Raw genomic sequence first — 23126 nt, 5'->3', positions numbered from 1 at the left:
AATTTTCTCATCTAAATTTCCTTTATATAGCCGAGATTCAATGCATTTTTTGTAATTTTGTAGACTTTTTAAAGGTATGATAAAAATTTCACCAGTTTTAGAATCGTATTTAGATCATCATGTGGATCAAGAACCTGAAATCTTGAGCCGTTTACGTGTTGAAACTTATCAATGTACAACGCAGCCACACATGATTTCGGGCGAATATCAAGGTCGTTTGTTAAGCATTTTGTCGAAGATTTTAGCGCCTAAAACTATTTTAGAGTTAGGAACTTTCACAGGTTACGCAACATTGTGTTTGGCAGAAGGTTTGACTGCTGATGGAAAAATCATTACGATGGATAAAAATGATGAGTTAGAATATCTTTGCAGAAAGTATTTTGATGAATCAGAATTTGCCTCAAAAATTGATTTCAGAATCAATGATGCGCGCGAAGAATTGAATACAATTGAAAAAGATTCTGTAGATTTAGCTTTTATTGATGCCGATAAAGAGAGTTATCCTTATTATTTCGAGAAGGTATTGGAACTTCTTCGTCCCGGAGGAGCAATGTTGGTTGATAATGTGTTGTGGTACGGAAAAGTGATGATGGAGGAGGAAGATAAGAAAGATCCTTCGACAAAAATCTTGAAAGAATTTAATGAGATGGTAACGAAAGATGAACGTGTCGAATCGATCATTTTACCAATTCGTGATGGAATTACATTAATTCGAAAAAAATAATGAAGTACGCCATTTGTCAAGTAAGTGTTGCGCCATTGCGCTCCGAAGCAAGAGATTCATCAGAAATGGTGAGTCAGGTTTTGTTTGGAGAAAAGTTGATTATTTTAGAAGAATTAGAAAAATGGACGAAAGTTCAATTGGCTTTTGATGGTTATGAAGGTTGGCTTGATCCAAAACAAATTGTAGAAATTTCGGAAGAAGAATATAATAAAGATTCAATCGAGAAATTTGCTATCAATCCGTACAATCATGCGATGGAAAGCGGCTTGCCAATGACTTTGACAATTGGAGCTGAGGTTCGTGCTTTGAATGAAAGTAAAATCAAAATTGGTCCAAAATGTTTTGAATATTTTGGTGTATATACTTCTGGAAAAAAATCAAAAGATCAATTGGTCGAAATTGCAAAAGCCTATCTAAATGTTCCTTATTTGTGGGGCGGAAAATCTTCTTTTGGAATTGATTGTTCTGGTTTAACGCAACAAGTGTACAAAATAGGAGGTTACAAAATTCCGAGAGATGCTTATCAACAAGCGGAAATGGGCGAAGTTTTAAGTTTTGTTGAAGAAGCAGAACCTGGGGATTTAGCTTTTTTTGATAATGCAGAAGGTCGAATTATTCATGTTGGAATTATGTGTGGAAATGGAAAGATTTTACATGCACACGGAAAAGTTCGCATTGATCCAATCGATACAAATGGAATTTTCAATACCGATTCTCAAAAATATTCGCATAAATTGCGATGCATTCGAAAATTAATTCCTTAATAATAGAGCAAAAATCATTTCATTCGAAATGATTTTTTTTGTTTTAATTGAAATCAAATCTAAATAGGGTATAATCAATGATTAAACTATTTTTTAATTGGATTTAGCTGTAACTTTAGTAAACACTAATCGATTGAAATAATGTCTATAAAAATTCCTGAAAATTTAAAAGGGTTATCTGATTTTGAAGTTAAAAAAGCTCAAGAACAATACGGAGATAATGCGATAAAAAGTGATCAAAATTCTGCTTGGTACAGCTTATTGTTTGATATTCTAAAAGAACCAATGACTCTAATTTTGATTTCTATATCAATTATTTATGTGTTGGTTGGTGATTTGGGCGAAGCTGCATTTATGTTTGTGGCGATTGTTGCGGTGACAGGAATTTCTTTTTATCAAGATTCTCGTAATCAAAAAGCTCTGCAAGAGTTGGAAAAGTTGAACGAACCTTTGAGTTCTGTTATTCGTAATGGACGATTAGTTGAGATTCCAACACACGAAATTACAATTGGTGATTTGTGTGTGACGGAAGAAGGAAAAATGATCAATGCGGATGGGAATATTGTTCATAGTAATGATTTTTCGGTTAATGAATCTGCTTTAACAGGCGAAAGTATGTCAGTTTTTAAAGATATAGAACATCCAGAAATTTACAGTGGAACCTTAACGGTTTCTGGATTGGCTATTTTTGAAGTGACGGCCATTGGAGCAGGAACGAAGTTAGGGAAAATAGGAACCTCAATTTTATCTATAAAAGAAGAAAAATCGCCTTTGCAATTACAGATAGAAAAATTTGTGAAAGGAATGACAATCATTGGAATCATTGTTTTTGTAATGGTTTGCGGATTCAATTATTTTCAAACAAAAGACATTGTAAGCAGTTTATTAAACGGTTTGACTTTGGCAATGTCTATTTTACCCGAAGAAATTCCAGTTGCATTTACCACATTTATGGCATTGGGTTCATGGAAATTATTACGTGAAGGAATTATAGTAAAAAAGAGTAGCGTTGTCGAAACTTTAGGAAGTACAACTGTTATTTGTAGTGATAAAACAGGAACAATTACCGAAAATTCGATGAAATTGAAAGCGATTTATGATGTAAAAACGTCTTCTGTTTTTGATGAAAATCAATTCAAAAATGTCGAAATTTCTGAAATTATACAATATGCGATGTGGAGTAGCGAACCTGTTCCGTTTGATCCGATGGAAAAAACATTGCACCGAGTTTACGAACAAACACAGCTTGATGAACGTAATCAATATCAAATGTTTTTCGAATATCCTTTATCTGGGAAACCTCCCATGATGACGCATTGTTTTAAAAATAATAAAAATCAACGAATAATTGCAGCGAAAGGTGCTCCAGAAGCAATTTTGAATGTTTCTAACTTATCTGAGGAAGAAAAAAATCAATTAAAAAAAGTAATTGATGATTTTGGATTAAAAGGTTTTCGACTTTTAGGTGTTGCGAAATCTAATTTTGAAGAGGATAATTTTCCAAAACATCAACAAGATTTACCACTCGAGTTTTTAGGATTCGTCGTTTTTTATGATCCTCCCAAAAAAGGAATTAATACTGTGTTTCAACAGATTTATGATGCGGGAATAAAAGTAAAAGTGATTACGGGTGATAATGCTGAAACAACAAAAAGTATTGCAGAACAGGCTGGAATTTTACATGCAGAAAATAGTATTACAGGAAGTGAAATTGCTCAACTTTCGGAGACAGATTTGTTACAAACGGCTCATGATAAAGTGTTGTTTGCTCGTATGTTTCCTGAAGCGAAATTGGCTGTTGTAAAAGCGTTGAAAGAAGATGGAGAAGTAGTGGCAATGTTGGGTGATGGGGTGAATGATGGACCAGCCTTGAAAGCGGCTCATATTGGAGTGGCGATGGGTGAAAAGGGAACAGAAATAGCGAAACAAGCGGCGCAATTGATTTTGACGAATGATGATTTAGGAAAATTAGTGGTCGGAATTGCGGCAGGAAGACGTATTTATACGAATCTAAAAAAAGCTGTTCAATATATTATCTCTATCCATATTCCGATTATTTTAATTGTCTCGTTGCCGTTGTTTTTAGGTTGGGCTTTTCCACAAATTTTTACGCCAGTTCACGTTATTTTCTTAGAATTGGTAATGGGACCAACGTGTTCTATTGTGTATGAAAATGAACCATTGGAAAAAGATTCGATGAAAAGAAAACCTCGTCCTATGACCGAAACTTTCTTGAATTGGAAAGAGCTTTCAACAAGTATTATTCAAGGAATTATAATTACATTAGGATTATTGTTTGTATATCAATATACTTATCAACTTGGAGGAAATGAAGAGAAAACACGTGCAATGGTTTTTACAACGTTAATTTTCTCGAATGTTTGGTTGAGTTTAACCAATCGCTCATTTTATTATAGTTTATTGTCAAGTTTCCGAAACAAAAATAACTTAATGGTCTATGTCACAGTTTTGACATTAGTAATACTTTTTGCAATATTGTACATACAACCAATTTCATTGTTTTTTAAAGTAACTTCATTAAATCTAAATGAATTAGGAATCGCGATGCTTGTAGCAATCCTTTCTGTACTTTGGTTCGAAGTGTATAAATGTATAAAACGTAGAAGAAAAGTTGAATAAATAGAGATATTTAGGTTTATTGATTCGTTATAACGAATCAATAAACTCAACTGTTTTAGCCAAAGTTGGCGTTCTATTTTCTTTGTATGGCGTATGTTTTGCATTAGGAACAAGATAACTTTCTTTTCTTCCTTTTACATTGTTGATAATTCCATTTACTTGCTCAATCGAACCATATTCATCATCAATTCCTTGAATAACCAAAGTTGGACATTCGATATTTTTTAATTCTTCTCGAATATCAAAATCAATAAAATCTGGGCGTAACCAAGTTTCTGTCCACATCTCAAAAACTTTCTGCGTTTTATCGCCATGATATTTTGTCAAACGTTCTTTCAAATTAGTTTCTGCATATGCAATTTTAGCATCTCTGATTCCTTGCAATGAAATTTCTTCCACAATAATGTGCGAACCAACGACAATGATTCCTTTTAAATTTTGATGATATTTTGAAGCGTAAAGCAACGTTATCGAGCCACCATCGCTATGTCCAAATAAAATAATGTCTTTGAAATTGAAATGTTGAACCAAATCATTTAGAAAATCTGCTTCATCATGCATATAGTTTAATTCGCGATGATCAATGGTAAAAGGCGACGATTTTCCATAACCTTTTCTATCGTAGATAAATAAATTACAATTCGTTTTTTTGGCAACTTCTTTCGGGAAATCTCTCCAAAGTTGCGTAGAACCTAAAGAATCATGTAAGAAAATAAGTGTTGGTCTTGCTGGATTTATTTCGTGGTAATAATAATGAATATTGGCGTTGTTGATTTCTAAACTGTTTTGGCTTTCCATTTTTTGTTGTGATTTTTACGAAAGCTAAAGATAACAAAAATGCCTCGATTTTATTTATTCGAGGCATTTGTTTATTTTGGTTTTAGAATTATTATTTGATAAAATCTGTAATAATTTCTAAGGTTTTCGCTTTTGCAGTTTCCAAATCGTCATTCAATAAAATGATATCAAAGTCTTTTGCTTTTTCCATTTCAATTCCCGCTTTGTCCAAACGTTGTTTCAATTTGTCTTCGCTTTCTGTGTTGCGAGAAATCAAACGTTCTTTCAAAATTTCTAAAGATGGAGGATTTACAAATACCGTTAAACATTGATCTCCGTATAATTTTTTGATATTCAATGCACCAATAACATCAATATCAAAAATCACAGAATTTCCTTCAGATGTAATGCGATCAACTTCCGATTTTAAAGTTCCGTAAAAATTATCGCGGTAAACTTCTTCGTGCTCTACGAATTCGTCGTTTGCAATTTTTGCTTTAAATTCTTCTGGTGTTAAGAAATAATAGTCTTCTCCGTGAGCTTCACCTTCGCGTTTATCTCTAGTTGTACAAGAAATAGAAAATTTGATATTTTCCAATTGTTCTAAAGCGTAACGAACCAAAGTTGTTTTTCCTGCGCCTGATGGAGCTGAAAAGACGATTAATTTTCCTTTTTTCATTATAAAATGTTTAACGATTGTTCTTTAATTTTTTCTAATTCATCTTTCATTTGAACGACAATTTTTTGCATTTCAGAATGATTTGACTTTGAACCTAATGTATTAATTTCACGACCAATTTCTTGCGAAATAAATCCTAGTTTTTTACCATTTGATTCAGTTCCAGCTAATTCTTTCAAGAAATATTCGCAATGGTTTTTTAGACGAACTTTTTCTTCAGTAATGTCCAATTTTTCCAAATAGAAAATTAATTCTTGCTCAAAACGATTTTGATCAATATCAACTTTTACTTCTTCTAAACGTTTATTGAAACGTTCTTTGATAGTTTCAATTCGTTCTTTTTCAAAAGGCACAACTTGTGTTAAAAGCTCCAAAATATTATTCAAGTTTAAAGTTAAATATTTCTCTAAAACTTTTCCTTCGTCTAATCTAAATTGATTTAAAGCGTCAATTGCATCAATAATTGTTGCACGAATTTGATTCCATTCGTCTTCACCTAAATCGTCTTGCGTGTACGAAATAACGTCTGGAAGGCGCATTACTACAGGTAACAATTCACCATCAGTCACATTTGGAGTGATTGATTTGAATTCTGTCATATAACTTTTGATTAATTCAGCATTTATATTTTGATTTCTTGCAGCAGGATTTAACTCTACCAACATAGAAAAATCAACTTTTCCACGTTGAACTTTTTCTGAAATAAGGTTTCTGATTTCTAATTCTTTTTCACGATAAAAAGAAGGAATTCTCGTGTTTAAATCCAGTGTTTTACTGTTTAAAGAACGGATTTCTATCGTTACTTTTTTCTCAGGTAATTCCAATACGGCTTTACCGTAACCTGTCATAGATGCTATCATAATTGTAAAATTATGCGAACAAAATTACAATAAATTAACGTAATGCGAACTGAATTATCATCTTTAATCATTTTAAAGTTTAACATTTTGCTAAAATTTTGATGAACTTAAAACATTTATCTTTAACAAAAAACAAACTAAAAATAACTATGACAAATCAAGAATTGTACAAAGGAATTGCAGAAGATGGATTGAGTTTGCCTTCTACAATGGGAATTTTTCCTTCATCGAAAGATTTTGTATTCTCGAGAGAATCAATCGAAAATAGTCTAAAATCAACTAATTATTTTCAATTAATTAATTTTGATCTTATCGAGATTGATAAAGACGAAAATGAAGCGGTAAAGCAAGAATATCAACTTGTAGTGTCTTATTTGGAGGAAGAATTTGATGTGAATTTGTATGTTGTGGATGCGAGAAGTAACGATTATTCAGAATTTGGTTTTGGAAATATGATTTCGGATGAAGAAATGGAAATTGCAACGCAACAAGATTTTTATTTGGAATCTGTGATGTATTTCGGAAATGACGCGTTGGATAGTTTTCATTTGCAACTAAAAATTATGCAAGCCATTGTCGAGAATCCGTCTATTGTTGTCGATTTTATGCCTTATCGTTTGCTTTCTGGTAAATGGGCGAAAGTAACAGCAGAGTCAGAAATTCCGCCTGCGCCTTCGTATTTATATGTGATACATGGCGTTTATGATGAGGACGAAAATGGCGATCGCGTGTATTGGATGCATACACATGGTTTGCATCGTTGTGGTTCTGTGGAATTGGAAATGTTGAACATCAAAGATGGAGTAGAGCAGATGAATTCGGCTTTGGATATGATTGTAAATGCGTTTATCAAACCAGATTTTCGTTCGCCAGAAAATGAAGAATTTAATATTGGTTATGATGGTTTGGATATTACATTTTGTTGGAAACGTTGGGAAGATGTGGTAAAAGATTATCCTGCAACAATTCCGGGAGGTTATAATGAGCGTCAGCCAGAAAATGAAAATTACGAACCTTGTGGCGTTTTGTTAGCGGTGCAAGAAGGACATACATTGACGCCAGAAGTTTATGCGGCGACAATTGCAGATAATCCGATTTTCTTTATCAGCGATCAGGAAACGGAACGAATGTCAGCCTTGGCTTATCAACGTTTTGAATCGTATAAAAAAGCATTTAACACGTATTTTAATCCAGAAGCAGATGAAGAAAATTATTATCGATTTTTAATCAAATTAGGATTTGATGTTGATCATGAAATGAATAAGGAACATATTTGGTTTGATGTGTACGGAATCAATGAAAACAACGAAATTTTTGGTGTTTGTTTGAATCGTCCTTATGCTGTAGAAGGTTTGAATGAAGGAGATGAAGGTCTTTATCCGCAAGAAATGATTACCGATTGGTTAATTTACACGCCGACAAACACCATCACTCCTGATAATATTTACACTATTGATTAATCAACGCGCCATTTTTCCAAACATGCGTTGGTTGTAATTGCCCTTGATAATAGATAATATTACGATAATCGAAGGTAGAGAAGCTGATAAAATCGGCTTTTTTACCTTTTTCTATTGTGCCACGATCAGCTAAATTTAATGCTTTTGCTGCACGAAAAGTAATTGCTGCTAAAACTTCTGCCATTGATAATTTCTCGAAAGTAGCCAAAACAGAAGCTTGTGTCAAAAGATTTCCCATCGGAGCCGAACCAGGATTCCAATCTGAAGCAATCGAAACGCAACAACCAGCATCTAACAATTTTCGAGCAGGCGCATATTGCATTCCCAAACCGATTGAAGCGCCAGGTAAAACAGTTGCCACAACATTAGAATTGGCAAGATTTTTCACTTCTTCTTCACTAGAAAATTCTAAATGATCTGCACTCAATGCCTTATATTTTGTTGCTAAATAACTTCCTCCAGCTGTAAATTGATCGGCATGAATCGTAATTTCAAATCCTTGATTTTTTGCTTCATTCAAGAAATAATCGCCTTCTTCAACAGAAAAAGCAGATTGTTCCACAAAAATATCGACACGATTTGTTAAATCATCAGCTTTTAATTTTGGAAAAACTTCTTTCACCAAAAGTTCTAAATATTCTTTGTTCGAACCTTCAAAATCTTTTGGTTTCATATGCGCACCTAAAAAAGTTGGAATTAAATCAATTTCACTTTCTTGATTCGCCATATTTATCGCTTCCAACATTTTAATTTCGCCTTCAACAGAAAGTGCATAACCCGATTTAACCTCAGCAGTTGTGATTCCTTGTTTGGCTAATTGCGCAATATGTTTTAGCGTAATATCTTTCAGTTCGTCAACTGTTTTCTTACGTGTTTCTGTTACAGTAGACCAAATTCCACCACCACTTTCGGCAATTTCTAAATAAGTTTTTCCGTCCAAACGCATAGCAAAATCTTTGGCGCGATTTCCTCCAAAACAAACGTGCGTATGCGAATCAACAAGTCCAGGAAGAAGAATTTGTTCCGTTTTAATTTGTTCAATTTCGATGGTTGGATGTTGTTGAGAAAGTGTTTCGAAATTTCCAATTTCTACAATTGTTTCATCATCAATAATAATTCCTCCATCTTCGAGAACTTCGATTTGGTTTTCGTGAAGTGCTCCTTTTAAAGGTAGATTGGCAAGTGTTATAATTTGTCTGAAAGGACCGATTAATTTCATTTTTGTTGTTTTATAACACAAGTTTACGAAATTTAAGGGAGATTGTGTTCGAATTTTGAAACTCGTTTACCTAACTTCGAAGTTTTTATTTTTACGAGATTTGATTCGAAAACGAGTTTGGAATGACTTAATTTTTATCGTAAGTCAGTCGATAAAATAGCGTAGCCATAATTATCTGCCCAACCAGATTTTAGAGGAAGTAATTGTCTTGTATGCGCTTCTCGTATCATGCCAACTTTTTCAAGAACTTTATAAGAACCAATATTATCAACAGCGTATCCAGCTTCAATTCGATGTAAATTTAAAGTGTTAAAACCAAAAGAAATAATTTCTCTTAAAGCTTCTGTTGCAATTCCTTTGTTCCAAAAATCTGGATGTAATTTGAACCAAATTTCTGCATTTCTGTATTTAGCTCGACCTAAATTTAGAGAAATTAATCCAGCAAATTGATTGTCATTTTCGATAACAAAAGTATAGGCTTGCGGTTGCTCTCCTTGATTAGATTTTACTAAATCTTTTACATGAAGAATGGTAACGTCTATATTCTCTGGAATTCCTAACGTGTTATATTGATCAACTTCTTCGATAGAATGTAATTGGTGAATTGTTTCAGTATCACCAATTGTGACTGGTCTCAAAGTTAAACGTTCAGTTTTAAGAATTACATTCATATAAATTACTTTTTCTTCAAATAAGTTGGGTCGTTTGGGTATTTAATTACTTTGACTAATGTAATAATTGTAAAAATAACGAAGATTAATATCACGATTGCGCTAAGAATGATGCGGTTATTTTGTTCGTTGTTGAACCCAAGGTAAAGCTCGAAAGCTGCCCAAACAATCATTAAAATTTGTGGTAATAGTGCACCGAAAATATTTTTTGTCATTTTATTCTTCTATTGAGCTGTAAAAATAAGAAAAATAAAAAACCTGCTTATTAAAAGCAGGTTGAAAATATTATTGAGAGACTAATTTTGTTTCATTAAGAATTGGTTCTCTTTTCAGAATGTAAGTTGCCACTTCTATAGTTTCTTCTTTTTCTTCGAAAATTGGAGCTTCTTGCATAAATGCAGTTGCTGGCGCTTCTTCTACTTTTGGTGGCGTGTTATCAAATTTGTAATTAAATCCGATTCCAAGTGTTTGTTTTGCTTGCGTTTTTTTTATTTGATCTTCGTCATACAATAAGTTTATTGTAACCTGCGCAGAGATAAATTTGTTAACTTTTAAATCTAGAATACCATCATAGGCTAAATCCATATTCCCAAATTTGTTTAAATAATCTGCATAAATTCCTAAACGATTATCGTATGTGATTCCATCCATAATTTGGATTTTGTATCGAGCACCTAAATAAGCACCAAATTCAAGTAATGTGTTATCTCCATCGTTTTTAAGACCAAAGTTTCCTTTTTTCTGTAGGTCTTTATCCATTACAAAAGTCATTCTAGGCGTGAATGGATGAATATTAATTTGGAAATTTTCGTTTGGTTTATAATCAACACCCAATCCTAAACTCAAATATCCAGGAGCTAAAATATTTGATATTTTAACTCTCGGATCTGGAACATAGTTGTAACCAGCAGAGAATTGAGTACGAAAAATCATTGCAGATGCTAAAAACCAATTATTTTTAATTTTGTAACCATAAGAAGAATAAAATTCTAACATATCATTAGTTTTGCGCGTATCATCTTTATTAGCTTGTATACCATATGCCATTACAACTCTATTATCCCAAATATGTTTATCACGAGTAAAATTGAATTCATAGTCTAATGATCCATTAAGTGCAAAAGAATTAATTCCTCCTGCAATCCAATTGCTGTACGCATTTTGAGAAAATAAAAGTGAATTATTTCCTGATATGAACCAGCCAGGTTGACGTCCATCAAATTTTTGATCTTTTAAATAACGTTTGCTATCAGTAGACACTTTACCATCTTTAACAGATTGAGCAAAACTTGTAGCACTTCCTACAATTGCTAATGCAAATAAAATTTTTTTCATATAGATTTAGTTGATTTTATAAAGGTTTATTCCAAAAATATGGATTCTGATTTAATATACGTTGATTTTTCGTCAATTGTATTTTTATCAAAAACTTGATCATAGTTTTGCTTCTCCAGTTTTATTCTAGGTAATTTGATTGGAGAAATGCCAGATGTATCGAAATATGGGAGAATTTCCTTCTTTCGACGTTTCTTCTTATCTTTTTTCTTAGTACTGTCTATTTTATACGTTAAGCCAATCCCAAGAGCTTGTTTAAACTGTGTTTGCGCAACTTGATCTTCATCGTAAATCAAATTAATGGTTAATTGAGTAGACATAAAATTATTAATTTTCATGTCTAATAATCCAGCATATACAATATCGAGGTTATAAAATTTGTTCGAATAATTAGAGAAAATTCCAATATTATTATCGTAAGTGACATTATCAAAAAGTTTTAGCTTATAACGTCCACCTAAATATGCACCAACTTCGAAAAGAAACGTGTCGCCTTCATTTCGCAAACCATAGGTTCCTTTCTTTTGCAAATCTTTGTCTGCAACAATTGTTGTTCTTGATGTTAAAGGTTGAAAACTGACAGAAAAATTAGAATTTGGTGTATAATTCGCTCCGATCCCAATTGTTACATATGCAGGCGCAAATAAATTTGATAGTTTTGTTTTTGGAGTTGTTCCGTAATTGTAACCCGCAGAAAACTGTGAACGAATATTAAGTGATGAGGTTAGATACCATTTTTCTTTAATCAAATATCCATAAGAAGTTGTGATATTTAGATTGTCAGCAGTTTTACGTGTTCCATTGGTTTTATTATCTAAAAAACCATATTCAAAAATAAAACGATTGTCCCAAAAGTGTTTCTTTTTTCGGAAATTGAATTCGTAATCAGTTTTTGCATTCAGTGAAACCGAATTTTCACCTCCTGCCATCCAATTGGAAAAGGTATTTTGATTAACGGTTAAAGTATTTGCACCATAAATTTCCCAACCCGATTTTCGTCCTGTAGTATCCACTTTAGATTTCAGATATTTTCGACCATCAATAATTAGATTTCCACTGGTATCTAAAAATTGAGCCGAACTAAAAAGTGATAGGACTAAAAAAATAATTGAGAAAATTAGTCTCATTTTAAAAAAATATCTTTGTTTAAAATTGAAAAATTCCAAACAAAGATATCTAATTTATTTTGTAAGGCTAAAAACCTTTCTTAATTATTTTGCCAACCTTTCAACCATTTCACTAATGTATCCACCCATTCTTGACGATCATTCAAACATGGGATGTATGTAAATTGTTCTCCACCAGCTTTTAAGAATTCTTCTTGTCCTTCCATCGAAATTTCTTCCAAAGTCTCCAAACAATCTGCAACAAAGGCAGGTGAACAAACAACTAAATTTTTCACGCCTTGCTCAGGAAACTCTTCCAATACATAATCTGTATATGGTTTTATCCAAGGATCACGTCCCAAACGAGATTGGAAAGATGTTGTGTATTTATCTTCTGGTAATTGCAGATATTCAGTTAATAACCTTGTTGTTTCAAAACATTGATTACGATAAGTTTCAATTGGTAATTTACTAATCTTCGCAGCACGAAGTGCTTTATTATCATGACGCTCTGGAATTCCATGATAAGTGAATAATATTTTATCGTATTCTTCAGGTAAATTTTCTTTGATAGAATCTCCTAAAACTTTGATATAATCTGGATGATTGTAAAAAGCTTTCAAGAAATTAATCTTAGTGTCTTTGTAACTTTTTTTCTGAATTTCAAGCACTTTATCCGCAACAGTTTCTGTAGAAGACATCGTGTATTGAGGATATAAAGGAACAACCAAAATGTCGCGAACTCCTTTGTCATGAAGCTCTTGTAAACCAGCTTCTATCGAAGGATTTTTGTAACGCATTGCCAAAACAACTGGAATATCCATTTGTTTTTGTACCATATCTCTCAAAATTTTAGAGTAAACAATCAAAGGAGAACCTTCTTTTGTCCAAATTTTTCGGTAAGCTTCAGCAGATTTTTCTGGTCTTTTTGGTAAAATAAATAATTCAACAATAGTTTTACGAATAATCCAAGGAGAATCCAAAACTTTCTTATCCATTAAAAATTCGCGTAAATAAGTTCTTACGTCTTCAACATTGGTAGAATCGGGCGAACCTAAATTCACTAATAATATTCCTTTGCTCATAATTCTTTTTATCTAAAAAAATATTGCGTTCTTTGTAGGTGTAAAAGTACGGAGGATAATTTAATTTGTCCTTCGTAATATCATCATTATAATTTATATCATCATTTTATGTCAGATTTATTAAATCCTGATAAAGAATTTTATCCAGACGACGATCTAAATCACGAAAATACTGTTCGTCCGCAAAGTTTTGATGATTTTGCTGGACAAGCTCATATTCTCGAGAATCTAGAAGTTTTCGTAAAAGCTTCTAAACTTCGTGGCGAAGCATTAGATCACGTTTTGTTGCATGGACCTCCAGGTTTAGGAAAAACTACATTGGCGAATATTATTGCGAATGAATTAGGCGTTGGAATCAAAATTACCTCTGGACCAGTTCTCGATAAACCAAGTGATTTAGCTGGTTTGTTGACGAATTTGGAAGAAAATGATGTGCTTTTTATTGATGAAATCCATCGTATGTCTCCTGTTATTGAGGAATATTTGTATTCGGCAATGGAAGATTTTAAAATTGATATTATGATCGAATCTGGACCAAATGCGCGTTCGGTTCAAATTGGTCTGAATCCTTTTACATTAATTGGCGCAACAACACGTTCTGGTTTATTAACTGCGCCACTTCGTGCTCGTTTTGGAATTAATTTCCGTTTCGAATATTATAATGTCGAATTATTAAGTACGATTGTTGAGCGATCTTCTCGTATTTTAGATACACCAATTGACGAAAGAGCAGCGATAGAAATTGCAGGTCGTAGTCGTGGAACTCCCCGTATTGCAAATGCATTATTGAGAAGAACACGAGATTTTGCTCAAATAAAAGGAAATGGAAAAATTGATTTATCAATTGCTGAATTTTCTCTAAAAGCCTTGAAAGTTGATGATAATGGTTTAGATGAAATGGATAACAGAATTTTATCAACTATCATAGAAAAATTTAAAGGTGGACCAGTCGGAATTACAACTTTAGCAACAGCAGTAGGAGAAAATGGCGGAACATTGGAAGAAGTTTACGAACCATATTTGATTCAAGAAGGTTATTTAATGCGTACTGCTCGTGGACGTGTAGCAACAGAAAAAGCTTTCAAACATATTGGCGTAAAATACCGTGGAGAAAATTCTCCTCAAACCGATTTATTTGATTTGTAACAAATGCTCCTTCAAACAGAAGAACATATCAAAATAAAATGGTCCCATCGCATCAAAGAAAAAGCTGAAGCGTTGGGATTTATTTCTTGCGGTATAGCCAAAGCTGATTTTTTAGAAGAAGAAGCACCTCGTTTAGAAGCTTGGTTGAAGAATGATTTTCATGGCGAAATGCAGTATATGGAAAATCATTTCGATATGCGATTAGATCCTCGAATTTTGGTAGAAGGAGCAAAATCTGTGATTTCGTTGGCGTATAACTATTACCAAAATTTAGATCGAAATCCAGATTCTTATAAGGTTGCGATGTATGCGCAAGGCGAAGATTATCACTTTGTCGTGAAGGAGAAAGTGCGCGAATTATTAGATTTTATTCAAGAAGAAATAGGAGAGGTGAGCGGAAGAGCATTTACTGATTCAGCTCCAATTCTGGAACACGCTTGGGCAAAAAAAGCTGGAATTGGTTGGGTTGGAAAAAATTCGTTGACATTGTCTAAACAAAAAGGGTCGTTTTTCTTTTTGTCCGAATTAATTATTGATTTGGATTTAGCCTATGACTTTCCAATCGAAACGGATCATTGTGGAAAGTGTACGCGTTGCATTGATGCTTGTCCAACAGAGGCAATTTTACCCAATAAAACAGTGAATGGAAGTCAATGTATTTCATATTTTACAATAGAATTGAAAGATCAAATTCCAACCGAAATGAAAGGGAAATTTGATGATTGGATTTTTGGTTGTGATGTTTGTCAAGAAGTTTGTCCTTGGAATCGTTTTTCGTTGCCAACGAAAGAAACTCGTTTTGTTGGTCATGAGAAAATTAATCAATTCTCGAAAAAAGATTGGGAAGAAATTACGGAAGATGTTTTTCGTGAAATTTTCAAGAAATCGCCTGTCAAACGTACAAAATTTGATGGTTTGAAAAGAAATATCGATTTTGTAAAATAAAATTAGATAATTTCTGTTTAAGTATTATTTAAATTGAAATTATGTTAAGCAAAAAGATTGTAGATAATAGTTTATTAATTATTATTTTAGTATTCTTTTCTATACTATATTATTTTACACTTTATCCTGGAGTCGGAGGGAGAGTCAACTTTGGAGATTCTGCTAAGTTTCAATTTTTATGGGCTATAGATGGAGTTCCACATTCAACTGGTTATCCTCAGTATACATTTATTACAAAAATGCTTGCTCAATATTTACCTTTTTTTGAACCATGGAAAAGAGTATCAATGCTATCAATATTATTTGGAGTGGCAACGTTAGCAGTTTTATATAAAACAGCATTGTCATTGACAAAAGACAGTTTTATAAGTTTATTACCAGTTATTACGCTTGGTAGTTGTTATGTTTTTTGGAGTCAATCAACCGAACCAGAGGTTTATACATTGAATTCTTTTTATCTAGTTTCAACAATTTTCTGTTTAATAAATTATTATTACACCCGTAAAAATACTTATTTATACTTATCTATTTTTATTTATGCAATTAGCTTTGGAAATCATCTTATGATGATAACTTTTCTACCAGCATTTGTTTATTTGATATATGCGGTAGATAAGAAAGTATTTTTTCAACCAAAATTTATTATTATAACGTTTTTATCAATTCTAATCGGAATAAGTCAATATTATTATTTATGGTATTTAGCACATCAAGAATCTATTGGTTTAGAGTATGTAGGTTATAATCCTACATTTAATCATTTTCTAGATTATATAACAGGAGGACAATTCCGAGATCAATTAAATAATAATCCTGGATTCTACTATATATTTTCCGAGTCGTTATCGATTATGTTAACCCAAATATGGAAGAATATTGGTTGGTCTATTTTAATAATATTAATTATCTGCTTCTTTTCTAAAAGAGATAATACAAAAAGTAATCATCAAATTAATTTTTTTTTACTAATAGCTTTACTTTGCCATATTATTTTTACTTCTCGTTACGATATAGGTGATATTGTTGTTTATTATATACCTATATTCATTTATATTTCACTATTTTTTTTAATCTATTTGAATTCAATAATTTCAAAGAAAACAAAAATAGTAATTGTTATTTTGCACACTTTATTAGGATTTATTTTTATTAATCAAACAAATAAAAAATTAGATGAGGTAAGTTTGAATCCAATGAATGAATTAGAAATTTATACGAATTCAATTCCCGAAAAATCTACATTATTTTTACCACATGCACCATTTTATGATTATTATGGAGCAATGGCTATAAATTATGTGAAATTTGTAGATAATCCGAAAAATTTAAATATTCTTCAAGCTCTTGATCCAAATCAATTACCAAAAGAGTTTTACATTCCTGTAAAATATGCGCAAGAAATTCCTCAAGATAAATATAATTTAAGCTATGTTGATCTTCAGAAAGAAGAAAATATTGTTGATTTTATCAATTCAAATAAAAGTAAAACAATCATTATTTCAGCAAAAGACGAAGCTGTAAATGGATTGAATGATATTGATAAATTAAGTTTAAAAAAGATTGGTTTAAATAAAATTGAAAAACTACTGATTAGAGGTTCTTATGTAGCAGTTATTAGTAATAACAAGGTTATCGAAGAAGAATATGATAATTTCGGTGTTGTCAAAATTACTGATATAGTTTTACCAAATAATAAATATCTTAATGAATTAACATCTGCAGGATATTTATTAGGAAATTACTCAAATATCATTATAGATAACAAGGATTATTCTATGAATCAAAAAGGACTGAATATTGTAGTTATTGATGAAAAAGGAATACACGCTAATTATTCTGATACTAATATTTCTAATTTAATTTATCCATTTATGTATAAGATGACTTTAAAGTAAAATCACTATAATTCGTGAAAATTTTTGGTTTAGATTTTGTTAGCTTTACTTCAAGAAAATCGAATCAAAAAATGAAAAAAAGTTTATTCATTCTTACTACTTTTTTAAGCTATTTTGCGCAAGCTCAATTTGGGATTGTCCAAGATAAAGATGGTTTTGTAAATGTGAGAGATGAAAAAAGTACTTCATCTAAAATTGTTGCTAAAGTCAATTCAAATTCAATTTATCCAATTGATTCTGATGAAGAAAACTCGAAATGGTATTTGGTCGAATATCAACTTGAAAAAGCAGGTTATGTTTACCATGATCGAATCAAAAAATTAGAAGATTTTGAAACAATTTCACCAACTTCAGTCAATGATTCTAAAATAGAATTTTCGGTTGCAGATTATATTATTCAGCTCGAAACGCAAACATTTAATTCAAAAAAGCATAAAATTTTCAAGGAAGGTGATTTTGTTTATGCGATTGATGAAAAAGATTTTCTTGGTTCGGATGGAATGATTCCTCAAACAGAATTCAAATCGTTTAAAATATCATTCAAAGGAAAAGAGATTATCATTCCAAAAGAATATTTTACCAATTTATATAACGCAAATTTATCCGCTACAAAACTTACTTACAATAAAGAGTTAAATCAATATTATTTGTTTGGGACATATAGCGATGGAGCTGGAGTTTATGATACGCTTTGGGTGTTGGATAATGGGAAAATTGTAAAACATATTGCTCAAATTAATGCTTATGCTTAGTCGATTTTTTTCAATTTTAGGATGCTTTTTGCTATTTACTTCGATAATATTTGCTCAAAAAGTAACGACTTCCAAATTTGGAGATATTTCGTACGAAATGACGCAAAAACAAGTAGCAGCTTTAACGCCAAATAAATTAGCTCTTTATGATGTAAATAATCCTGAAATGCCTGAACAGGACATTGAGTTGAATGGAATTAAATATCATATTTCGTACTATAAAAATTTGAAAACAAAACAATTTGAAATATATACAGTTTCGTCTGTTAGCGCTCAACTTTCGACTTTATCAGGAATAAAAATTGGAAGTTCGTTGGATGATTTATGGAAAGCGTACAAAAAATATGATATTTCTGTGCAAGATATTTTTGAAGATGGTGAGACAAAATCGGTCAGAGCTTTTGCAATAAATGATCTTGATAATGGATGTACATTAGATTTTTATTTGAAAAATAATAAAGTCGTAAAAATGGTTTTGTCAAATGAATCGGGTTTTTTAAATAACAATATTTATGAAAACTAAAATAGCTTTAGTAGGATTTTTCTTACTATCAATAGTAGGATTTGGTCAGATTTCTACAACACGAATGAATGAGTTGAAAATTGGAATGCGTCCGTCCGAAGTATTAAAATTGTTAGGTAAAAAACCTGCTGCAATTGTTGATGAAGGAGAAACGAATATCACGTTAAAAGGAATTGATTACACGATCGAAATAAGAAGTGGTTATTTGAGTAAAACAGAAAATGACACCTATTTAAGTTCTATTTCGACAACAAGTAAAAACATCAAAACCTTATCTGGAATTGGTATTGGCAGTACGTTGGACGATTTATGGAAAGCTTATTCGTCGAAATACAATGTGTTTTTGGATAAATCGAATAATAATTACAGAGAATTTAGAATTGATGATAAAGAAAATGGTGTAATATTGACTTTTTCTTTGAAAAATGAAATTGTAGCAACAATAGGATTGAGTTCTTATAATCCAGAAGAATGTACACTTTAAAATAATGATTAAAACCTAAATACATAAAAATGAAAAAAATATTTTTTATAGCTGCTTTTGTAGCTGGAATAGCTTTGCAAGCGCAAGTTTCTACAACTCGTATTAATGACGTAAAGCTTGGAATGAAATTGTCTGAATTAGAGAAACTAACTGGACAAAAATTCAAGTTGAAATTAAACGAATATGGTTATCCAGAAGATGATTTGACAATTGTTTCGAAAGGCGTAACCTATAAAGTTGGCTTAACATCGAACGGAGAAGGAAATGGCTCTAATAATTTAACTGTTTATAGCGTAAAATCGACAGATTCGAGCCTTAAAACATTGTCTGGAATTAAAGTTGGTTCTTCATTAGATGAACTATTATCGAAATACAAAAACTTAAATATTTCGATTTATGATGGTTATGATGATAAAACGGATAAAAGAACAAAGGCTTTTCGTTATTTTAATGTAGAAGATCAAGATACAGGTTCAATATTACAATTCAAATTGGTAAATGATAAAGTAGCTTCTTTTGATGTGATGTATAACGAAGGTTGTTAAAATGAATAAACAAAAAATTCCAACTCTTAGAGTTGGAATTTTTTGTTTAAAATTATTTCTTAATCACTTTTTTTGTGATGATGTTTCCATCTTTTAGGTGAATAGATAAAATATACATTCCAGCTGGATAATTTTTCAAATTAACTTCCGAACCCAATTCAATTCCAAGTAAACGACCATTAAAATCATACAGATTCACGTAATCAAAATTCTTCGCATTAATTTTTACCTTATCTGTTGTTGGATTAGGAAAAATTTCTACGAGTGTTTGCTGATAATTGTAATCGTTCGCAGATAATTCAGCCCAAGTATTTTCGGCTTTATCTCCGCCCCAAATTAATGTTGCTAAATACGGATTATCAATAAATGGATTTCGACTTCCTTGTGTTTCGGCAATAATTTCGTTTCGGACTTTCTCAAATTCAGATACTTTATCCTGCACATTCCATTTCAAAAACATATCTGGCATTCCATCATTATTGGTTGTTGTTGTGTTGTTGTACGCAACCAATTGTGGATCGGTTTCCAACCCATAATGTACATACATATACATAATAATTCGCGCCACATCTCCCGTCCATTCATCACCAGGATAAAAACCTCCATTGATCAATTTAGCTTGTCCTGTCACATCTTGTGTCCATTTTTCACGATAAGCATTGTTACTTCTAGTCGAATTAATTTGTCTGTCAACTGCGCGTAAATTATGTGCATCTGTACCTGTTCCAGGACTATTAGTCGTCAAAACAGGATTTGCTAATGATTTTGGAAAAACATGTTCGCGTTCCCATTTTCCATTTGCATTTCCGCCAGTATTGTTTTTGTTGTTTACATCGCGCGTGCGTTGTTCAGCATAAACAGTAGAATTATCTGTGAAACCATAAATCAATAAAACGCGACCTTTCGAATCTAAATCTAAGTCAGATTTATCTAAAATATTCCAAACTCCAGGCGTATAGCTAACTGCATGATGCGTAGCATTGATTAAATCGTGTAATTCTTCCTTTATCGTTTTTCCATTTTGTTTAAAATCAATCCCTTCATAATAGTCGGGTTGTTGCGCAAAAGCGGCAAAAGGAAATAAAAGAAGTAAAAATTTTTGCATAACTATTTATAAATATTTAACAAAAGTAAGTATTTATAAGTAGTTAATAAATGATATTAAGATTAACAATTATTAAAGTTTTTACTGAAATTGTTTAATGTATTGTTTAGGTGTCAAGCCGTATTTTTTTTTAAATGCTGATATAAAATGAGATGGGTTTTCGTAACCAATTTCAAACGAAATATCTTTTACCATTTGTTGATTTTCTTCTAATTTATGCAATGCATATTCCAGTTTTTTATCCAACAAATAACCATAAACAGTGGTTCCATAAAGTTCTTTGAAACCTTCTTTCAGATGATATTCCGAGATCGAAAATTTTTCGCAAAGTTGTTTGATGGTTGGAGGATTTTTAAAATCAGCTAATAAATAATCTTTGATTTCTTTGATTCGTTTTCCTTCATTTTCGTCATTAAGGAAAGGACAATGTTCAGTTTGACTTTCGATTTCAGAAAAATAAAGCGTGAACAATTCGTACATTTTTCCAATCAAAAATAAATTTTGAAATTGTGGAGAAAGTTTCATTTGTTCAATTTGATTCAAAACTAATTTTATTGCTGGACCAATTTCGCGTTCAATATAAAATTTTTCTTGCGTCATGCTCGAAATCAAATTATTCTGAATTTGATATTCTGCAAACAATTGATGTAATTTCTGAATAGACAAAACCACAATATAAACCTTACTTTCTGCATTTATATTTAGCGATAATGGAATGTCTAATGTCGGATAATAAAACAAAAAACTTTTTCCTTCGTTCAAATTGATTTTATAAATACCATTATTAAAATTAAATGTCAGCGAACCTTTTGTACAAAAATAGAATTGTATATAACGCTTGTCAATTCCTTTCAGAATCGTGTCTGTAGAAGCTGTAAAGTTGTCTATTTGAGCGATAAATACGTCTGTTGATAATTTATACTCGTTAATTTTACTTTTATGGGTATTTTTTAAATCCATTTCGAATGATGAGGTTTGTCATATAAAAAACGTGATAATTGTCAACTTCGCTCTTTATAATGGTTTACATACAAATATAAACCTTTAATTTATAATTATTCTAAAAAAGCAAACTTTAATTTTTAGCGTTATTTTTTCTTTTTAAAGTTATTTTTCGAAGACTTTTGAAACTACTTTTGTATCAGTATTTGAAGAAATGGCAATTAGAGGTAATAAAACGGAAGAAAATTTTTACGTAATCGGAATCAGTTATGAAAAAGCTGACGCCATTACACGTGGTAAATTTACATTTTTCCCGGAACAAGTTGAAACGTTTACACAAGATTCTAAAACGAATGGTTTAGAAAACTTTTTTATTGTATCAACTTGTAATCGTACTGAATTTTATGGTTTTGCAGAAAACGAAGATCAAATCGTTGAGCAATACTGTAAATACACAGAAGGTAATGCAGATGAATTCCGTCAATTTATGATGGTAAAAGAAGGAGAAGAAGCGATTACACATTTATTCCGAGTTTCTTCGGGATTAGAAAGTCAGATTTTAGGTGATTTTGATATCATCGGACAAATCAAAATTTGGTTTTCTCGTTTCAAAAAACAAGGTGCATCAAATGCTTTCTTAGAGCGTTTGGTAAATACTGCGATCCAAATTAGTAAAAAAGTAAAGAACGAAACTTTCTTAAGTAACGGTTCTGCTTCGGTTGCATATTCTGCGGTTAATTTTATTCAAGCAACGCAAGGAAACTTGGTCGACAAAAATATTTTGTTGTATGGAATTGGTAAAATTGGTCGTAATACGTGCGCTAATTTGGTCAAACATTATCCAAATACAAACATTACGTTAATCAATCGTACAAAAGAAAAGGCAGAAGTTCTTGGTTTGAAATACGATATTACCGTAAAAGATCACATCGAATTAAAAGAAGAATTACAAAAAACAGATATTCTAATTGTTGCAACGGGAGCAAGTAATTACACGATTACAGAAGAAATGATTCCGTTCGATAAGGAAATGACGATTATAGATATGTCAGTTCCAGAAAATGTAATTCATACGTTGGCTGCTCGCGAATCTATTCAATTGGTAAATGTGGACGGATTGTCTAAAATGGTAGATGATACGATTGCGCAACGTCGCAATGCAATTCCAGAAGCTTTGGTAATTATAGAGGAGCATTCTACAGAGTTTTACGAATGGTTAGAAACCAGAGAATTGGTTCCTGCTATTCAATCTTTCAAAGATAGATTAGACTTTTTTCAGAGTTTTGCTTTAAATAACTTGAAAAAAGATAATGTAAACATTGACGAAAATGAAACGATTTTAACTGAAAAAGTAATTCAGAAAATTACAAATCAGTTTGCTTCTTATTTGATTGAAAATAAAGAAAATGCAGACGAAACAATTCAGTTAATCGAAAAAATGTTTCATTTAAAACAAGCTTAATACAATC

At 31.5% G+C, this 23126-nt stretch carries 23 protein-coding genes; 12 read left to right on the top strand and 11 right to left on the bottom strand.

Going from position 1 to position 23126, the window contains the following annotated elements; translation table 11 throughout:
• Nucleotides 1-76 precede the first annotated feature (76 nt).
• From B4A23_RS07910 to B4A23_RS07900, 3 genes are all read left to right on the top strand, one after another.
• On the top strand, nucleotides 77-724 hold the full coding sequence (locus tag B4A23_RS07910) for an O-methyltransferase (protein ID WP_038332050.1): 648 nt from the start codon (nucleotides 77-79) through the stop codon (nucleotides 722-724).
• Complete coding sequence (locus B4A23_RS07905; protein ID WP_180904985.1) at nucleotides 724-1488, top strand: C40 family peptidase; 765 nt, start codon at nucleotides 724-726, stop codon at nucleotides 1486-1488. Before B4A23_RS07910 ends, B4A23_RS07905 begins: the two co-directional genes overlap by 1 nt.
• 141 nt (nucleotides 1489-1629) lie before the next feature.
• Nucleotides 1630-4128: a cation-translocating P-type ATPase gene (locus B4A23_RS07900; RefSeq protein WP_291118713.1), complete on the top strand. Its 2499-nt coding sequence runs from the start codon at nucleotides 1630-1632 to the stop codon at nucleotides 4126-4128.
• Between the two features lie 27 nt (nucleotides 4129-4155).
• Here B4A23_RS07900 and B4A23_RS07895 read toward each other — a convergent pair whose 3' ends face one another.
• The 3 genes from B4A23_RS07895 to B4A23_RS07885 all read right to left on the bottom strand — a co-directional run bounded on the left by B4A23_RS07895 (nucleotide 4156) and on the right by B4A23_RS07885 (nucleotide 6444).
• The gene (locus B4A23_RS07895) at nucleotides 4156-4926 is read right to left on the bottom strand and encodes an alpha/beta fold hydrolase (RefSeq protein WP_291118710.1); all 771 of its coding nucleotides are present in this window, start codon (nucleotides 4924-4926) and stop codon (nucleotides 4156-4158) included.
• A gap of 91 nt (nucleotides 4927-5017) precedes the next feature.
• Nucleotides 5018-5584, bottom strand: coding sequence for a guanylate kinase (gene gmk, locus B4A23_RS07890; protein WP_135834340.1), 567 nt, complete (start codon nucleotides 5582-5584; stop codon nucleotides 5018-5020).
• Entirely contained in the window at nucleotides 5584-6444 is an 861-nt protein-coding gene (locus B4A23_RS07885) for a YicC/YloC family endoribonuclease (protein WP_291118706.1), read from the bottom strand. Before B4A23_RS07885 ends, gmk begins: the two co-directional genes overlap by 1 nt.
• A 149-nt stretch (nucleotides 6445-6593) precedes the next feature.
• On the opposite strand from B4A23_RS07885, the gene B4A23_RS07880 reads away from it, so the two are divergent.
• Nucleotides 6594-7904 (top strand): DUF4026 domain-containing protein, encoded by a 1311-nt coding sequence (locus tag B4A23_RS07880; RefSeq protein WP_286484778.1) that lies wholly within the window; start codon nucleotides 6594-6596, stop codon nucleotides 7902-7904.
• On the opposite strand, the gene hutI is transcribed toward B4A23_RS07880, so the two are convergent.
• The 6 genes from hutI to hemH form a co-directional block, all read right to left on the bottom strand.
• Nucleotides 7894-9123, bottom strand: a complete 1230-nt coding sequence (hutI, locus tag B4A23_RS07875; protein WP_291118703.1) for an imidazolonepropionase — start codon at nucleotides 9121-9123, stop codon at nucleotides 7894-7896. The genes B4A23_RS07880 and hutI overlap by 11 nt on opposite strands.
• A gap of 134 nt (nucleotides 9124-9257) precedes the next feature.
• Nucleotides 9258-9794: a GNAT family N-acetyltransferase gene (locus B4A23_RS07870; RefSeq protein ID WP_291118700.1), complete on the bottom strand. Its 537-nt coding sequence runs from the start codon at nucleotides 9792-9794 to the stop codon at nucleotides 9258-9260.
• A 5-nt stretch (nucleotides 9795-9799) separates the two neighbouring features.
• Nucleotides 9800-10009, bottom strand: a complete 210-nt coding sequence (locus B4A23_RS07865; protein ID WP_286478764.1) for a hypothetical protein — start codon at nucleotides 10007-10009, stop codon at nucleotides 9800-9802.
• A gap of 70 nt (nucleotides 10010-10079) precedes the next feature.
• On the bottom strand, nucleotides 10080-11129 hold the full coding sequence (locus tag B4A23_RS07860; RefSeq protein WP_286484775.1) for a DUF3078 domain-containing protein: 1050 nt from the start codon (nucleotides 11127-11129) through the stop codon (nucleotides 10080-10082).
• Nucleotides 11130-11155: 26 nt separating this feature from the next.
• The gene (locus tag B4A23_RS07855; RefSeq protein WP_286500293.1) at nucleotides 11156-12256 is read right to left on the bottom strand and encodes a DUF3078 domain-containing protein; all 1101 of its coding nucleotides are present in this window, start codon (nucleotides 12254-12256) and stop codon (nucleotides 11156-11158) included.
• Nucleotides 12257-12336: 80 nt separating this feature from the next.
• Nucleotides 12337-13320, bottom strand: a complete 984-nt coding sequence (gene hemH, locus B4A23_RS07850; protein WP_291118696.1) for a ferrochelatase — start codon at nucleotides 13318-13320, stop codon at nucleotides 12337-12339.
• A gap of 108 nt (nucleotides 13321-13428) precedes the next feature.
• On the opposite strand from hemH, the gene ruvB reads away from it, so the two are divergent.
• From ruvB to B4A23_RS07815, 7 genes are all read left to right on the top strand, one after another.
• Entirely contained in the window at nucleotides 13429-14466 is a 1038-nt protein-coding gene (gene ruvB / locus B4A23_RS07845; protein WP_038332085.1) for a Holliday junction branch migration DNA helicase RuvB, read from the top strand.
• Nucleotides 14467-14469: 3 nt separating this feature from the next.
• Nucleotides 14470-15411 carry a tRNA epoxyqueuosine(34) reductase QueG gene (queG, locus tag B4A23_RS07840; RefSeq protein ID WP_291118693.1) on the top strand — a complete coding sequence of 314 codons (942 nt, stop codon included), beginning with the start codon at nucleotides 14470-14472 and terminating at the stop codon, nucleotides 15409-15411.
• 41 nt (nucleotides 15412-15452) lie between these two features.
• Nucleotides 15453-17306 carry a protein O-mannosyl-transferase family gene (locus B4A23_RS07835; RefSeq protein ID WP_291118690.1) on the top strand — a complete coding sequence of 618 codons (1854 nt, stop codon included), beginning with the start codon at nucleotides 15453-15455 and terminating at the stop codon, nucleotides 17304-17306.
• A 71-nt stretch (nucleotides 17307-17377) separates the two neighbouring features.
• On the top strand, nucleotides 17378-18058 hold the full coding sequence (locus B4A23_RS07830; protein ID WP_291118687.1) for an SH3 domain-containing protein: 681 nt from the start codon (nucleotides 17378-17380) through the stop codon (nucleotides 18056-18058).
• Nucleotides 18051-18581 (top strand): hypothetical protein, encoded by a 531-nt coding sequence (locus B4A23_RS07825; protein WP_291118685.1) that lies wholly within the window; start codon nucleotides 18051-18053, stop codon nucleotides 18579-18581. Before B4A23_RS07830 ends, B4A23_RS07825 begins: the two co-directional genes overlap by 8 nt.
• The gene (locus B4A23_RS07820) at nucleotides 18571-19065 is read left to right on the top strand and encodes a hypothetical protein (RefSeq protein ID WP_291118682.1); all 495 of its coding nucleotides are present in this window, start codon (nucleotides 18571-18573) and stop codon (nucleotides 19063-19065) included. Before B4A23_RS07825 ends, B4A23_RS07820 begins: the two co-directional genes overlap by 11 nt.
• A 29-nt stretch (nucleotides 19066-19094) precedes the next feature.
• On the top strand, nucleotides 19095-19610 hold the full coding sequence (locus B4A23_RS07815; protein WP_286484768.1) for a hypothetical protein: 516 nt from the start codon (nucleotides 19095-19097) through the stop codon (nucleotides 19608-19610).
• A 52-nt stretch (nucleotides 19611-19662) separates the two neighbouring features.
• Here the strand turns inward: B4A23_RS07815 and B4A23_RS07810 are convergent, their stop codons facing one another.
• Both B4A23_RS07810 and B4A23_RS07805 read right to left on the bottom strand, forming a co-directional pair.
• Nucleotides 19663-20715, bottom strand: a complete 1053-nt coding sequence (locus tag B4A23_RS07810; RefSeq protein WP_291118680.1) for an endonuclease — start codon at nucleotides 20713-20715, stop codon at nucleotides 19663-19665.
• A gap of 81 nt (nucleotides 20716-20796) precedes the next feature.
• On the bottom strand, nucleotides 20797-21675 hold the full coding sequence (locus B4A23_RS07805; RefSeq protein WP_115001429.1) for a helix-turn-helix domain-containing protein: 879 nt from the start codon (nucleotides 21673-21675) through the stop codon (nucleotides 20797-20799).
• Between the two features lie 196 nt (nucleotides 21676-21871).
• Here B4A23_RS07805 and hemA point away from each other — a divergent pair, with 196 nt between their 5' ends.
• The gene (hemA, locus tag B4A23_RS07800; protein ID WP_291118677.1) at nucleotides 21872-23119 is read left to right on the top strand and encodes a glutamyl-tRNA reductase; all 1248 of its coding nucleotides are present in this window, start codon (nucleotides 21872-21874) and stop codon (nucleotides 23117-23119) included.
• The last annotated feature ends 7 nt before the right edge of the window (nucleotides 23120-23126 follow it).

Source organism: Empedobacter sp. UBA7248, assembly GCF_002472945.1.
Taxonomy (GTDB): domain Bacteria; phylum Bacteroidota; class Bacteroidia; order Flavobacteriales; family Weeksellaceae; genus Empedobacter; species Empedobacter falsenii_C.
This window is presented reverse-complemented; position numbering and strand designations above follow the sequence as displayed.

Excerpts from the sequence above, each read along its gene's own strand:
- B4A23_RS07910 (WP_038332050.1), top strand. The coding sequence starts at position 77 with ATGATAAAAATTTCACCAGTTTTAGAATCGTATTTAGATCATCATGTG.
- B4A23_RS07905 (WP_180904985.1), top strand. The coding sequence starts at position 724 with ATGAAGTACGCCATTTGTCAAGTAAGTGTTGCGCCATTGCGCTCCGAA.
- B4A23_RS07900 (WP_291118713.1), top strand. The coding sequence starts at position 1,630 with ATGTCTATAAAAATTCCTGAAAATTTAAAAGGGTTATCTGATTTTGAA.
- B4A23_RS07895 (WP_291118710.1), bottom strand. The coding sequence starts at position 4,926 with ATGGAAAGCCAAAACAGTTTAGAAATCAACAACGCCAATATTCATTAT.
- gmk (WP_135834340.1), bottom strand. The coding sequence starts at position 5,584 with ATGAAAAAAGGAAAATTAATCGTCTTTTCAGCTCCATCAGGCGCAGGA.
- B4A23_RS07885 (WP_291118706.1), bottom strand. The coding sequence starts at position 6,444 with ATGATAGCATCTATGACAGGTTACGGTAAAGCCGTATTGGAATTACCT.
- B4A23_RS07880 (WP_286484778.1), top strand. The coding sequence starts at position 6,594 with ATGACAAATCAAGAATTGTACAAAGGAATTGCAGAAGATGGATTGAGT.
- hutI (WP_291118703.1), bottom strand. The coding sequence starts at position 9,123 with ATGAAATTAATCGGTCCTTTCAGACAAATTATAACACTTGCCAATCTA.
- B4A23_RS07870 (WP_291118700.1), bottom strand. The coding sequence starts at position 9,794 with ATGAATGTAATTCTTAAAACTGAACGTTTAACTTTGAGACCAGTCACA.
- B4A23_RS07865 (WP_286478764.1), bottom strand. The coding sequence starts at position 10,009 with ATGACAAAAAATATTTTCGGTGCACTATTACCACAAATTTTAATGATT.
- B4A23_RS07860 (WP_286484775.1), bottom strand. The coding sequence starts at position 11,129 with ATGAAAAAAATTTTATTTGCATTAGCAATTGTAGGAAGTGCTACAAGT.
- B4A23_RS07855 (WP_286500293.1), bottom strand. The coding sequence starts at position 12,256 with ATGAGACTAATTTTCTCAATTATTTTTTTAGTCCTATCACTTTTTAGT.
- hemH (WP_291118696.1), bottom strand. The coding sequence starts at position 13,320 with ATGAGCAAAGGAATATTATTAGTGAATTTAGGTTCGCCCGATTCTACC.
- ruvB (WP_038332085.1), top strand. The coding sequence starts at position 13,429 with ATGTCAGATTTATTAAATCCTGATAAAGAATTTTATCCAGACGACGAT.
- queG (WP_291118693.1), top strand. The coding sequence starts at position 14,470 with ATGCTCCTTCAAACAGAAGAACATATCAAAATAAAATGGTCCCATCGC.
- B4A23_RS07835 (WP_291118690.1), top strand. The coding sequence starts at position 15,453 with ATGTTAAGCAAAAAGATTGTAGATAATAGTTTATTAATTATTATTTTA.
- B4A23_RS07830 (WP_291118687.1), top strand. The coding sequence starts at position 17,378 with ATGAAAAAAAGTTTATTCATTCTTACTACTTTTTTAAGCTATTTTGCG.
- B4A23_RS07825 (WP_291118685.1), top strand. The coding sequence starts at position 18,051 with ATGCTTAGTCGATTTTTTTCAATTTTAGGATGCTTTTTGCTATTTACT.
- B4A23_RS07820 (WP_291118682.1), top strand. The coding sequence starts at position 18,571 with ATGAAAACTAAAATAGCTTTAGTAGGATTTTTCTTACTATCAATAGTA.
- B4A23_RS07815 (WP_286484768.1), top strand. The coding sequence starts at position 19,095 with ATGAAAAAAATATTTTTTATAGCTGCTTTTGTAGCTGGAATAGCTTTG.
- B4A23_RS07810 (WP_291118680.1), bottom strand. The coding sequence starts at position 20,715 with ATGCAAAAATTTTTACTTCTTTTATTTCCTTTTGCCGCTTTTGCGCAA.
- B4A23_RS07805 (WP_115001429.1), bottom strand. The coding sequence starts at position 21,675 with ATGGATTTAAAAAATACCCATAAAAGTAAAATTAACGAGTATAAATTA.
- hemA (WP_291118677.1), top strand. The coding sequence starts at position 21,872 with ATGGCAATTAGAGGTAATAAAACGGAAGAAAATTTTTACGTAATCGGA.